Raw genomic sequence first — 12864 nt, 5'->3', positions numbered from 1 at the left:
TCGGGGAGTCGGGTGGGTGGTCGTCGGGGCTCCGGTGGTGGTGGCCGGCGTGGTGCTGGTGTGCGGGTGGGCGCGACAGCGGCGGGCGCTCGGCCGGGTGTTGGCGCGGGTGTCGCCGGGGGCGGGGGTGGGGGCGTCGGCTTCTGGTGGTGGTGGTGGTGGCGGCGGTGGCGGGCGGTGGCGGCCCGTGGCCCTGGCGGTGGGCTCCGGGGCCGGCGCGGCGGTGCTGCTCGGCGGCGCCGTCGGGGTGGTCGTCGGGGCGCTGCTTGCGGCGGGTGTGCACCGGTGGTCGGCCCGGGTGCGGTCCCCGACGGAGCGGCGGGCGGTCCTGGAGGAGGAACTGCTGACCAGGCAACTCCCGCTGAGTGCGGAGCTGTTGGCGGCCTGCCTCGGTTCGGCGGCCTCACCCTCGGCAGCGGTGTCGGCGGTCGGCCGGAGCGTGGGGGCACCGATGGGGCCCCGGCTGGTCGCGATCGGTGCCGAACTGGCCCTGGGCGCACCGCCGGAACTGTGCTGGAGCCGTCTGGGCGAGCAGCACCCGTCGCTGGCCCCGCTGGCGCGCTGCCTGGTCCGGACGAGCCTCGGCGGGGCTCCGGCGGCCGGGCCCTTGATCGGGCTCGCGCAGGGGCGGCGGACGGCGGCAGCCCGGGCGGCCCACGCCCGGGTCCGCCGGGCGGGGGTGCTCGCCACCGCTCCGCTCGGACTCTGCTTCCTCCCGGCCTTCGTCCTGATCGGCGTGGTGCCGGTCGTCATCGGCCTCACCACCCGCTTCGCGCAGGGCGGTTGAACGAGGGCCGCGCCAAGCGGATCGGCGGCGGATCCGTGGGCAGCGGCGTCGGCGGCAGCCGCGTAGACGGCACCGGGGGCATCGGTACGGCGGGGGCATCGGTATTTCGTATTTCGTATTTCGGAGACAGGAGAGATTCATGACCGCAGTGATCGCAACGAGGCCCGGCAGCGGGCTCGCGCTCCGGCACGCGCCCGGGGTATGGCGGCGCAGGAGCCGCTGGGCGGCCCGCCGGATGCGCGGGATGGCCCGGAGCCGGGGCCGGTCGGACGCCGGGATGACCACGGCGGAATATGCCGTCGGCACCTTGGCCGCGTGTGCCCTCGCGGCCGGGCTGTACAAGGTGGTGACCAGCGCGACCATCATGGGGGCGCTGACCGATTCACTGGAACGGGCGCTTCATGCGACCTAGCGACCGTCCACGAACTCCCGCCTGCGCGGCGGCGTTGGGGAGCGGGTCTCGTCGCGTTGCCGTAGGCCGCCCGGCGGCCCCCGGCCTTCGGCCGGGAGGTGCCCCCACCGCGTCCTGCCCCTCCGCCGCCGTTCGGTGCACGCACCCCGACGCCGCCGCGCACCGCCTCCGGGCGGATGGCGTGAGGCCGAGGGCTCACCCCGGCCTGGCGGCGGCACGTGGTGGTGGGCGGGCGTGGTCGCTGCGGCCGGGCCGGCGCGGCGATGCGGGCTTCGTCACGGCGGAGACCGCGGTGGCCCTGCCAGCGCTCGTCCTGCTCGCGGCGATGCTGATCTGGGGCGTGCTGGCGGCGGCCGCGCAGATCCGCTGTGTGGACGCGGCCCGGGTCGGGGCCAGGGCGGCCGCACGCGGGGAGGCGGACGCCGCCGAACTCGCCCGCGCGGCCGCGCCGCCGGGGGCTCAGGTACGGGTGGTGATGGCGGCGGAGGTGGTGCGGGTGGAGGTGGACGCGCCGTGCGGGGCGCCGGGCAGGCTCGGCGGGCTGCTCGCGGTACGGCTGGGCGCGACCGCGGTGGCGGCGCGGGAGGACACCCTCGTGGGGGTCACGGGAGGTGGTGGTTCATGGCCGGCCTGACCGGGGTGCGGTCAAGGGCGCGGCGGTGGGCGAGAACGCGTACCGCCCGGGTGGCCGCCGTCGGCGGGCGCGGGCCGGACGCCGGTTCGGCGACGGTCTGGCTGCTCGCCCTGGCGATGCTCGGCACGGCGGTCTTCGCCGGGACGATCGCGGTCGGAGCGGTGGTCGCCGCGCGGCACCGGGCCGAGTCGGCCGCCGACCTGGCGGCGCTCGCGGCTGCGGACCGGCTGCTGCTGGACCCGGACGGCGGGTGCGGGCGGGCCGAGGGGATCGCCGCCGCGCAGGGCGCCGGCCTGGTGTCCTGCACGGTGGACCGGACGGGGGACGCCGTCGAGGTGGTGGCCGAGGTGACGGTCAGTGGGCTGCCGGCGCGTCTGCCGGTCGGTCCGGCGCGGGCGAGGGCGCGGGCCGGGCCGGTGCGGGCCGCGGTCACCGCCGCCGAGGACGGCCTCGGCGGGCCGACCGGCGGGTCGGCGGCGGGCTCATGAGCCGGTCGGCGGCCCAGCGTCCGCGCTCGGCTCGGGCTTCGCCCCGGAGTTCGTCTCCTAGTCCTTCTCGGAGTCCGTCCCGTGGTCCGCTTCGGAGCTCGCTGAGGGGCCTGTGGAGGGGCCTGCTGAGGGGTCCGCCGTCCCGGAGCCTGCCGTCCCGGAGCCTGCTTCCCCGGAGCCTGCCGTCCTGGGGGCGCCGTCCAGCAGGACGTCCAGCAGTTGGACGGCCGCGGCCTTGTCCAGCGGTTCGTTCCCGTTGCCGCACTTGGGTGACTGGACGCAGGACGGGCAGCCGCGCTCGCACTCGCAGGAGGCGATCGCCTCGCGCGTGGCCGTCAGCCACTCGACGGCCCGCTGGAAGCCGCGTTCGGCGAAGCCGGCCCCGCCCGGGTGGCCGTCGTAGACGAACACGGTGGGCAGTTCGGTGTCGGGGTGCAGCGGGACGGAGACGCCGCCGATGTCCCAGCGGTCGCAGGTGGCGAACAGCGGCAGCAGGCCGATAGAGGCGTGTTCGGCGGCGTGGGCGGCGCCGGGCAACTGGTCGAGCGGAAGGTCCGCGTCCAGCAGCTGGTCCTCGGTGACGGACCACCAGACCGCGCGGGTGCGCAGCGTGCGGGGCGGCAGGTCGAGCTTGCTCTCGCCCATGATCTCCCCGGTGGAGATCCGCTTCCGGAGGTAGCCGACCACCTGGTTGACCACCTCCACCGAACCGAAGCTGAGCCGGCCCTCGCCCCAGGCAACGGTGGTGTCGGTGTCGAGCACGGAGATGGAGGTGATGTCGCGGGCGGCCGTGGTGTACGGCGGGTCGGCCGGCTCGACCAGGGCGACCGAGTTCTCCAGGTCGAGTTCCCGGACCAGGAAGGTGCGGCCCTGGTGCAGGTGGACGGCCCCGGTGTGGACGGTGGTGTGGGCGGCCGCGGCGTCCACCGTGCCGAGCAGTCGGCCGGTGTCGGCCTCGACGATCTGCACCGGGCTGCCGCCGCTGCCGCGCAGGTCGACGGCGTCGGCCGCGCGTTCGCGGCGGGTCCAGTACCAGGAGCCGTCGCTGCGCCGGCGCAGCAGGCCGCGCCGTTCCAGGACGAGCAGCAGCGGTGCGGTGGAGGGGCCGAACAGCTCCAGGTCGGCGTCGGTGAGCGGGAGTTCGGCGGCTGCCGCGCACAGGTGCGGCGCGAGCACGTGGGGGTTGTCCGGGTCGAGCACGGTGGCTTCGACGGGCGCCGCGAACAGCGCCTCCGGGTGGTGCACCAGGTAGGTGTCCAGCGGGTCGTCCCGGGCGATCAGGATGGCCAGCGCGCCCTGGGCCTCGCGGCCCGCCCGCCCGGCCTGCTGCCAGAGCGAGGCCCGGGTGCCGGGGTAGCCGGCCATCAGGACGGCGTCGAGGCCGGAGACGTCGACGCCGAGTTCGAGGGCGGAGGTGGAGGCGAGTCCGAGCAGTCGGCCGGTGTGCAGCGCGCGTTCCAGGGCCCGGCGTTCGTCGGCGAGGTATCCGCCGCGGTAGGCGGCCACCCGGTCGGCGAGCGGTCGGCCGAGCTGGTCCTGGGTCTGGAGGGCGACGAGTTCGGCGGCCCGGCGGGAGCGGACGAAGACGACGGTGCGGGTCTGGCGCTCGACCAGGTCGGTCAGCAGGTGCGCGGCCTCGGCGGTGGCCGTGCGGCGGACGGGCGCGCCGTGTTCGCCGACGTTCTCGGTCAGCGGCGGCTCCCAGAGGCCGAAGACCATCGGCCCGCGCGGCGAGGCGTCCTCGGTGACCGCCCGGGCGGGCAGGCCGGTCAGACGCTCGGCGGTGGCGGCCGGGTCGGCGGTGGTGGCGGAGGCGAGCAGGAAGGTGGGTGACGAACCGTATCGGGCGCAGACGCGGCGCAGCCGCCGGAGGACCTGGGCGACGTGTGAGCCGAACACGCCCCGGTAGCTGTGGCACTCGTCGACGACCACGTAGCGCAGCACCTTGAGGAAGGAGGCCCAGCGGGCGTGGGCGGGCAGGATGCCGCGGTGCAGCATGTCCGGGTTGGTGAGCACGTACGAGGCGTACTGGCGGACCCACTCGCGTTCCTCGGGCGGGGTGTCGCCGTCGTAGAGGGCGGGTCGGACCCGGGGCGGGGCTAGTTCGGCGGCCCGGCGGCGCTGGTCGGCGGCGAGCGCCTTGGTCGGGGCGAGGTAGAGCGCGGTGGCGCCGCGGCCGTTGCGGGCCTCGGTGCCCTCCAGCAGGTCGCTGAGGACCGGGGCCAGGTAGCCGAGCGACTTGCCCGAGGCGGTCCCTGTGGCGATCACCACAGTCTGACCGCTTTTGGCCAGTTTCATCGCTTCTGCCTGGTGCGCCCAGGGCTGCTCCACGCCGACGGCGAGCGCGGCGGCCACGATCTCGGGCCGGATCGACTCGGGCCACGGCGCATAACGCGCAGGTCGGGCGGGAAGGTGCTCCGTATGGGTGAGCCGGTCGGACCGCCCCCGGCTGGTGGACAGGGTCGTGAGCAGTGCCTCGGGCAGGCTGTGTCGGGGCGGCATGAGGACCCAGTGTGTCACCGGCGTGACGGAGAATCGTCGTAAGCCATCGTGCGGGCATGGTCGCAGGTGGTTGAATGTGGCCGTGACGGCCGGATGGCCGTGGGTCGCAGCGCCGAGGCTTGCCACGTGTGGCTGGGCGCGCCCGGGCTCGCGACCATGCGGTGGCGGCCGGCCGGCCGAGGATCGCACATGACGTAGCAAGGCAAGGTGCTGGAGGTTCCGTGGACCTGTCCCTGTCGACCCGTTCAGTCGGCGATCGTACGGTCGTCGAGGTTGGCGGCGAGATCGATGTGTACACCGCCCCGAAGCTGCGGGAGCAGCTGGTCGAGCTCGTCAACGACGGCAAGTACCACCTCGTCGTCGACATGGAAGGCGTTGACTTCCTCGACTCGACCGGCCTCGGTGTGCTGGTGGGCGGTCTGAAGCGGGTGCGTGCCCACGAGGGCTCGCTGCGCCTGGTCTGCAACCAGGAGCGCATCCTGAAGATTTTCCGCATCACCGGCCTGACCAAGGTCTTCCCGATCCACACCTCGGTGGACGACGCGGTCAACGCGACCGACTGACGCGGCCGGGCCGGCCCGTGCCCGTGGAGGCCGGCCCGTTCGTCCCACGCGTCCGGGGTGCCGGGGCCTGCGGGCCCCGGTGCTTCCCCGGCCGCCCCGGGGCCGGTTCCGCCGGCCCGCAGGGGCCGCATCGTCGGCCCCGGTCGGAGCACCCCGAAGGGGAGAGATGGCAACCGTCGAACTTCGATTCAGCGCGCTTCCGGAGCACGTGCGAACGGCCCGGCTGGTCGCCGCGGCCGTCGCGAGACGGGCCGGGGTCGACGAGTCGGTGCTCGACGAGGTACGGCTCGCGGTCGGTGAGGCCTGCTCCCGCGCGGTCGGCCTGCACCAGCGCGGCGGCATCGGCGGCACGGTCCGGGTCGCGTTGACCGACCAGGAGAAGCGTTTCCTCATCGAGGTCGAGGACGAGGCCGGCCCCGCCGCCGTCCCGGCCCCCGGCGCCGCCGAGGAGGCGGACCCGGACGAGGACACCCTCGGCCTCGCGGTGATCACCGGCCTGGTCGAGGACCTGGAGGTCACCAACGGCACGGACGGCGGCCTGATCCGGATGAGCTGGCCGGTCTCGGTCGAGTCCGTGGTGGTCTGAGGGCCCCGACCTTCGGGGTGCCTCGTGCGCCCCGGGTGGTCCGGGTGTCGGTCCAGTCCTCCGGGACGCGTTGACACGTTGTTGAACCTGGCGGTTCGTTGCTTCCGGCACGACCGGGTCCGATCGGTGATCGGACCCGTCGCGACAAGGAAGGCGCTCCGGACCGAGCTGCCGATCAGCTCCTCGGTGAGCACCTGGGGCGAAGAGGTCTGCTTCGGCACGCCGGTCAGCGTGCCGCGCGTCGTCCGGCCCGGTCCGGCCCGGTCCGGCCCGGTCCGACCCGGCTATCCGAACCGCCCGATCCGCGTCGAGCGCGCCTGAGCGGGGCCGGGCACCCGGTGGGGGCAACCCGAGGTCCGGGAACCGGGCGCCAGTCGGCGGACATCGGCCGTGTAGGTTCGACGACCGAAGACGACCGAAACCGAAAGGCCTCTCCCGGTGAACAAGCGACTGCTGGCCGTACCCGTCCTCGGCGCGCTGCTCGCGTTCGGTGCCGTCGGCTGCGGCGACGACAACGGCAAGCAGCTGGAGTCCTGGGCGTCGAACGTCTGCGGCTCGGCCAAGGACCCGATCGTCCAGGCGCAGGCCGCGCTCGCCGACACCGCCCAGGTGAAGACCGGCGAGACCCCGACCGAGCTGCAGAAGCGGCTCTCGACGGACATCGGGCGGCTGGCCAAGACCAACCAGGACATCGCGGCGGCCATCACCGCGGCCGGGGTGCCCAAGGTGAAGGACGGCGCGAACCTGCAGAAGGACGCCGTCGCCGAGTTGACCAAGGCGGCCGACGGCTATCAGGACATCCAGAAGAAGCTGGACGCCGTGACCAACACCGACCAGTCGAAGTTCGCGGACGGCCTGCGCAGCATCTCGGACCAGATCCAGCAGCTGGCCTCGCTGTCCACGCAGGCGCAGGGCAAGCTGCAGCGCGGCGACCTCGGTGCGGCCATGGCCAAGCAGGACGGTTGCAAGCCCGCCGCCGCGGCCCCGGGCGGCGCGTCCGCCACCCCGAGCGCCGGGGCGCCCGGCGGGACGCCCGCGCCCGGCGCGACGGACGGCGCGAGCCCGTCGACCGCGCCCTCCGCGAGCACCGACACCACCCCGGCGAGCCCGCCCGCCGCCCCGCCGACCACCCCGACCACCCCCGTGCCCAGCACGAGCTGAGCCCGGGGCCCGTCGGGCCGCACCCTCCGGCGCCGGTCCGGAGGGTGCCCGACCCCGCCCCCGACCCCGCCCCCGACCCACCCTCGACCCGCCCCGGACCCGGCGGCCGCCCGGTCCGGGGCGGGGGACAATGGCGGGGTGATCAGTAGCCCCGTTCTCGACCAGACCCGCCTCGCCAAGTTGCGTGAGGCGCTGCTCGCCGCCTCGTTCACCGCCGATGGCTGCCTCGACCTGCTCGGGCCCACCGGCTATGCGGCGTTGGCCCGTAGCGAGGCCGTGCCGGCGCTGCGGGCGACCAGGGGCGGCAGCCCGCTGGAGACGCTGGTCCGGCTGTTCCTGCTCCAGCAGCCGGTGCCGTACCGGGCGGCCGCGGCCGCGCTGCCGGTCGAGGACTGCCTGGCCGACGGCTGGCTGCGCTCCGACGGTGAACTGGTAAGGGCGACGGTGGACGTCCGGCCGTACGCCAACGAAGTGGCCGGGATGGACAGTTCGGACGCCTGGGTGGTGTCCGACCTGGGCTGCGCGGTGGGTGGCGCGGGCGGCATCGGATCCGGCGAGACCGCGCACGGGGTGGCCCGCAAGGACCTGGTGCTCGGGGTCGGCGGCGCGTCGACGACGCTGGCCAACATCACCGTGCGCCGTCCGGTCCGGTCCGCGCTGGACCTCGGTTCGGGTTCCGGCGTGCAGGCGCTGCACGCGGCCCGGCACGCCGGGCAGGTGACCGCCACCGACCTGAACCCTCGCGCGCTGCGCTTCTCCGAGCTGACCCTCGCACTGTCCGGTTTCGAGCGGCGGGAGACGCTCGCCGGCAGCCTCTTCGAGCCGGTCGGGGAGCGCCGGTTCGACCTGATCGTCTCCAACCCGCCGTTCGTGATCTCGCCGGCCGGCCGGTTCACCTACCGCGACGGCGGCATGGCCGGCGACGACCTGTGCCGCAGCCTGGTCCGCTCGGCCGCCGACCACCTGGAGCCGGGCGGCTACTGCCAGTTGCTCGCCAACTGGCAGCACGTCAAGGGCGAGGACTGGCACGAGCGGCTGGCCGGCTGGGTGGCGGGCACCGGGCTGGACGCCTGGATCGTCCAGCGGGAGGTCCAGGACGTCGCCCAGTACGCCGAGTTGTGGCTGCGGGACGGCGGCGATCACCGCGGTCCGGGCGGCGACTACCAGGCCCGGTACGGCGAGTGGCTGGACGCCTTCGAGGCGGGCCGGGTCGAGGGCATCGGCATGGGCTGGATCACCCTGCGGGCGAGCGGCGCGGAGCGTCCGACCGTCCGGGTGGAGGAGTGGCCGCACCCGGTGGAGCAGCCGCTGGGCCCGCACATCGAGGAGTGGTTCGACCGGCAGGACTTCCTGCGTTCGCACGACGACGCGGGCCTGCTCGCGACCCGTTACGTGCTGGCCGACGAGGTGGTCCAGGAGCAGGTCGGCGAGCCGGGCGCGGAGGACCCGGAGCACGTGATCCTGCGTCACAACCGGGGCATGCGGCGGGCCACCAAGGTGGACACGGTGGGTGCCGGTTTCGTCGGGGTCTGTGACGGTTCGCTGTCGGCGGGCGAGATCGTGGACGCCATCGCGCAGTTGCTCGGCGAGGACCGGGTGGTCCTGCGGGATCGGGTGCCCGAGTCGCTGCGGCTGCTGACCGAGCAGGGGTTCATCCGCCCGGCAGGCTGACCCGGCGCACCTGACCCGGCGCACCTGGCCCGGCGCCCTCGGGGTGGCGCCCCGGCGCGGTGCCCCTGGCGGGGGCGGTCGGCGCCGGTTCACCTTCCCGTGCCCCCCGGTTCGTCCGGCGGTCTCCGGTCGGCCGCCGCGCGTTGGCCCCCTGCTGCGAGTCTCTGTCCACAGGCTGTGGACAGAGCTGGGGAGCCGGGGGCCAGGGGTGGACACGACGACGGCGACGGTGGGCGGGCTGGTGCTCGCCCTCTTCGGTGGCGTGCTGCTGCTCTGGTGCGCCGCCGAGGTGCGCCTGCGCCACCGGGTCCGCCGTTCGGGGGCGTCGGCGGTGGCCACGGTCGTGGCCGAGGACGAGGCGCACGGCCAGCTCGACAGCGCCCCGCTGCTCTCCTTCTCCGTCCTGCCCCCGGCCGAAGGAGCCGGGGCGGGCCGGATCGCCGAACTGGTGCTCACCCGTCCGCGCGGACACACCCCGCTGCGCCGTCCGGACCGCTTCACTCCGGGCGCCCCGGTGCGGATCTGCTACGACCCGCGCCGCCCGAGCCGGGTGGTGCTGGCGGCCGGGGAGGTCCGCCGGGCCGCCGTCGCCGACCTGCTGTGGAGCGTGCTCGGCATGGGCTGTCTGGCGGCGGGCGCCGGGCTGCTCGCGGTGGTCAACGGCTGAATCCGGGGCGTACGCCCGACCCCGGTCAGGCTTGCCGGGAACCGGTGGCCGGCGCTCTGCGGAGGCCCCGCCGCGGCCCTCCGCGGGGCCGTCGATATTCCGTTGACAGATTTTGAAATCCGTCATTCCATCCTCCGGAACCCGCCGAAGCCCCCCTCCACGGGGCGCGAACCTCCGTCATCGGGTTACCGTTCGAGTGGCGTCGGTGAGCCCGGCAAAGTGAAAACGCGGGATCCTTCCGTTTGACAAGGGTGGCCGGGGTACGGTCACACTCCGCTGGTGGGGTCGTCGTACAGCGGCAGCCCCGGGACGGTGGAGGGGTCGGGCGGAGCGCAGCCCGTGCTGCCGGCGCCGACCAGCCCACATAAGGACCGGGAGAGAAGAGCGAAGGTGTCCCCGAGCAGCGAGACCGCGCACGGACAGCGACTCGTCATTGTCGAGTCGCCGGCCAAGGCGAAGACGATCAAGGGCTACCTGGGCCCCGGCTACATCGTCGAGGCGAGCGTCGGGCACATCCGCGACCTCCCCAGCACCGCGGCGGAGGTCCCGGACAAGTACACCGGCGAGGTGCGCCGCCTCGGGGTGGACGTCGACCACGACTTCGCCCCCATCTACGTGGTCAACGCGGACAAGAAGTCCCAGGTCAGCAAGTTGAAGTCGCTGCTCGCGGAGTCCGACGAGCTCTTCCTCGCCACCGATGAGGACCGCGAGGGCGAGGCCATCGCGTGGCACCTCCAGCAGGTGCTCAAGCCCAAGGTGCCGGTGCACCGGATGGTCTTCCACGAGATCACCAAGACGGCGATCCAGGAGGCGGTGGCCAACCCGCGCGAGCTCAACCAGCGCCTGGTCGACGCCCAGGAGACCCGCCGCATCCTCGACCGCCTCTACGGCTTCGAGGTCTCGCCGGTGCTGTGGAAGAAGGTCATGCCGAAGCTGTCGGCGGGCCGGGTGCAGTCCGTCGCGACCCGGCTGGTGGTCGAGCGCGAGCGCGAGCGGATCGCCTTCCGCACCGCCTCGTACTGGGACCTGGTCGGCACCTTCGGCACCGGCCGCACCCCGGCCGACGCGGCCAACCCGGAGACCCTCGGCGCCCGGCTCTCCTCGGTGGACGGCAAGCGGATCGCCACCGGCCGCGACTTCGGCTCGGACGGCCGGCTGAAGGCCGGCAGCGCCAACACGCTGCACCTGGACGAGCAGGCCGCCCGGCAGCTGGCCGCCGCCCTGGAGCAGACCGCGTTCAGCGTCCGCAGCGTCGAGTCCAAGCCCTACCGCCGCTCGCCGTACGCGCCGTTCCGCACCACCACGCTCCAGCAGGAGGCCAGCCGCAAGCTGGGCTTCGGCGCCAAGCGGACCATGCAGGTGGCCCAGAAGCTGTACGAGAACGGCTTCATCACCTATATGCGTACCGACTCCACCACGCTGTCGGAGACCGCGATCTCCGCCGCCCGCGCGCAGGTCACCCAGCTGTACGGCGCCGACTACCTGCCGGACGCCCCGCGCACCTACGCCAGCAAGGTCAAGAACGCGCAGGAGGCGCACGAGGCCGTCCGCCCCTCCGGCGACCGCTTCCGTACCCCCGCCGAGACCGGCCTGACCGGCGACGACTTCCGGCTCTACGAGCTGATCTGGATGCGCACCGTCGCCTCCCAGATGAAGGACGCGGTCGGCCAGTCGGTGACCGTCAAGGTCGGCGGCGCGTCCGCGGACGGCCGTGACGTCGAGTTCTCCGCCTCCGGCAAGATCATCACCTTCCACGGCTTCCTCAAGGCCTACGTCGAGGGCGCGGACGACCCGAACGCCGAGCTGGACGACCGCGAGCGCCGGCTGCCGCAGGTCGTCGAGGGCGACCCGCTGGCCGCCGAGCAGCTCACCCCCGAGGGCCACGCCACCAAGCCGCCGGCCCGCTACACCGAGGCCTCGCTGGTCAAGGAGCTGGAGGACCGGGAGATCGGTCGCCCCTCCACCTACGCGTCGATCATCGACACGATCATCCAGCGCCGGTACGTGTTCAAGAAGGGGACGGCGCTCGTCCCGTCCTTCCTCTCCTTCGCCGTGGTCAACCTCCTGGAGAAGCACTTCGGCCGGCTGGTCGACTACGACTTCACCGCCAAGATGGAGGACGACCTCGACCGGATCGCGGCCGGCGAGGCCAAGTCCGTGCCGTGGCTGAAGCGCTTCTACTTCGGCGAGGGCGACGGCCACGCGACCGGCGGCGCCGCCGAGGCCGGCAACGGCGACGGCGACCACCTGGGCGGCCTGAAGGAACTGGTCACCGACCTCGGCGCGATCGACGCCCGGGAGATCAGCTCGTTCCGGATCGGCGACGGCATCACCCTGCGGGTCGGCCGCTACGGCCCGTACGTCGAGCGCGCCTCCGACGTCGAGGGCGAGCCCGGCCAGCGCGCCGACATCCCCGACGACCTGCCGCCGGACGAGCTCACCGTCGAGCTGGCCGAGGAACTGCTGGCCAAGCCCAGCGGCGACTTCGAGCTCGGCCCGGACCCGGTCAGCGGCAACATGCTGGTCGCCAAGGACGGCCGCTACGGGCCCTACGTGACCGAGATCCTGCCCGAGGGCACGCCCAAGACCGGCAAGAACGCGGTCAAGCCGCGCACCGCCTCGCTGCTGAAGACGATGTCGCTGGACGCCGTCACCCTGGAGGACGCGCTGCGGCTGCTCTCGCTGCCGCGTGTGGTCGGCGCCGACGCCGAGGGCGTGGAGATCACCGCGCAGAACGGCCGCTACGGTCCGTACCTCAAGCGCGGCACCGACTCCCGCTCGCTCACCAGTGAGGAGCAGATGTTCACGGTCACCCTGGAGGAGGCCCTGGCCATCTACGCCCAGCCCAAGCAGCGCGGCCGGGCCGCCGCCGCCCCGCCGCTCAAGGAGCTGGGCACCGACCCGGTCAGCGAGCGCCCCGTCGTGGTCAAGGACGGCCGCTTCGGACCGTACGTGACCGACGGCGAGACCAACGCCACGCTCCGCAAGGACGACGAGGTCGAGACCATCACGCCGGAGCGCGGCTACGAGCTGCTCGCCGAGAAGCGGGCGCGCGGGCCGGTGAAGAAGACGGCGAAGAAGGCCCCGGCCAAGAAGACGACCGCCAAGAAGGCGACGGCGACCAAGACCGCGGCCACCAAGACCGCGACCGCGAAGAAGACCGCCGCCAAGAAGACCGCGACGAAGGCGACCACGGCGAAGAAGACGGCGGCCAAGAAGACCGCCGTCGGGAAGGCCGCGGCCACCGACGAGGGCTGATCTCCTCCGGATCCTCCGACAGGGGCGCCGTCGGTGCCGCTGCCAGCGCCTTCGCCGGCGTCTCCGCCAGTGCCTGCCAGTGCCTGCCAGTGCCCGCCAGTGCTCACGGGCCCGCGACCCCACCCCGGGGACGCG

12 protein-coding genes are annotated in these 12864 nt (G+C 74.0%); 11 read left to right on the top strand and 1 reads right to left on the bottom strand.

The window, feature by feature from the left end:
- The first annotated feature begins 16 nt into the window (after positions 1–16).
- The 4 genes from AB0P03_RS04450 to AB0P03_RS04435 all read left to right on the top strand — a co-directional run bounded on the left by AB0P03_RS04450 (position 17) and on the right by AB0P03_RS04435 (position 2321).
- Positions 17–787, top strand: a complete 771-nt coding sequence (locus AB0P03_RS04450; RefSeq protein ID WP_363627806.1) for a type II secretion system F family protein — start codon at positions 17–19, stop codon at positions 785–787.
- A gap of 139 nt (positions 788–926) precedes the next feature.
- Positions 927–1199: a DUF4244 domain-containing protein gene (locus AB0P03_RS04445; protein ID WP_350882009.1), complete on the top strand. Its 273-nt coding sequence runs from the start codon at positions 927–929 to the stop codon at positions 1197–1199.
- A gap of 205 nt (positions 1200–1404) precedes the next feature.
- Positions 1405–1833, top strand: coding sequence for a TadE family type IV pilus minor pilin (locus AB0P03_RS04440; RefSeq protein WP_363587433.1), 429 nt, complete (start codon positions 1405–1407; stop codon positions 1831–1833).
- On the top strand, positions 1821–2321 hold the full coding sequence (locus tag AB0P03_RS04435) for an Rv3654c family TadE-like protein (protein WP_363587415.1): 501 nt from the start codon (positions 1821–1823) through the stop codon (positions 2319–2321). The genes AB0P03_RS04440 and AB0P03_RS04435 overlap by 13 nt, the downstream gene beginning before the upstream one ends.
- Positions 2322–2378: 57 nt before the next feature.
- On the opposite strand, the gene AB0P03_RS04430 is transcribed toward AB0P03_RS04435, so the two are convergent.
- The gene (locus AB0P03_RS04430; protein WP_363627805.1) at positions 2379–4823 is read right to left on the bottom strand and encodes a DEAD/DEAH box helicase; all 2445 of its coding nucleotides are present in this window, start codon (positions 4821–4823) and stop codon (positions 2379–2381) included.
- A 221-nt stretch (positions 4824–5044) separates the two neighbouring features.
- On the opposite strand from AB0P03_RS04430, the gene bldG reads away from it, so the two are divergent.
- From bldG to topA, 7 genes are all read left to right on the top strand, one after another.
- On the top strand, positions 5045–5386 hold the full coding sequence (gene bldG, locus AB0P03_RS04425) for an anti-sigma factor antagonist BldG (RefSeq protein WP_049659132.1): 342 nt from the start codon (positions 5045–5047) through the stop codon (positions 5384–5386).
- A 166-nt stretch (positions 5387–5552) separates the two neighbouring features.
- Positions 5553–5972, top strand: coding sequence for an ATP-binding protein (locus AB0P03_RS04420; protein WP_350882018.1), 420 nt, complete (start codon positions 5553–5555; stop codon positions 5970–5972).
- Positions 5973–6098: 126 nt separating this feature from the next.
- Entirely contained in the window at positions 6099–6293 is a 195-nt protein-coding gene (locus AB0P03_RS04415) for a hypothetical protein (RefSeq protein ID WP_363627804.1), read from the top strand.
- A gap of 117 nt (positions 6294–6410) precedes the next feature.
- On the top strand, positions 6411–7133 hold the full coding sequence (locus AB0P03_RS04410; RefSeq protein WP_363627803.1) for a hypothetical protein: 723 nt from the start codon (positions 6411–6413) through the stop codon (positions 7131–7133).
- Positions 7134–7271: 138 nt separating this feature from the next.
- Positions 7272–8804, top strand: a complete 1533-nt coding sequence (locus tag AB0P03_RS04405; RefSeq protein ID WP_363627802.1) for a methyltransferase — start codon at positions 7272–7274, stop codon at positions 8802–8804.
- A 208-nt stretch (positions 8805–9012) separates the two neighbouring features.
- Positions 9013–9471 (top strand): DUF3592 domain-containing protein, encoded by a 459-nt coding sequence (locus AB0P03_RS04400; protein ID WP_363627801.1) that lies wholly within the window; start codon positions 9013–9015, stop codon positions 9469–9471.
- A gap of 390 nt (positions 9472–9861) precedes the next feature.
- Positions 9862–12729: a type I DNA topoisomerase gene (gene topA, locus AB0P03_RS04395; RefSeq protein WP_363627800.1), complete on the top strand. Its 2868-nt coding sequence runs from the start codon at positions 9862–9864 to the stop codon at positions 12727–12729.
- Positions 12730–12864: the final 135 nt, after the last annotated feature.

The sequence above is a fragment of the Kitasatospora sp. NPDC088779 genome (assembly GCF_040685395.1).
In the GTDB taxonomy this organism is placed as follows: Bacteria; Actinomycetota; Actinomycetes; order Streptomycetales; family Streptomycetaceae; genus Kitasatospora.
The sequence above is the reverse complement of the archived record's forward strand: the minus strand, read 5'-3'. Positions and strand labels throughout refer to the sequence as shown.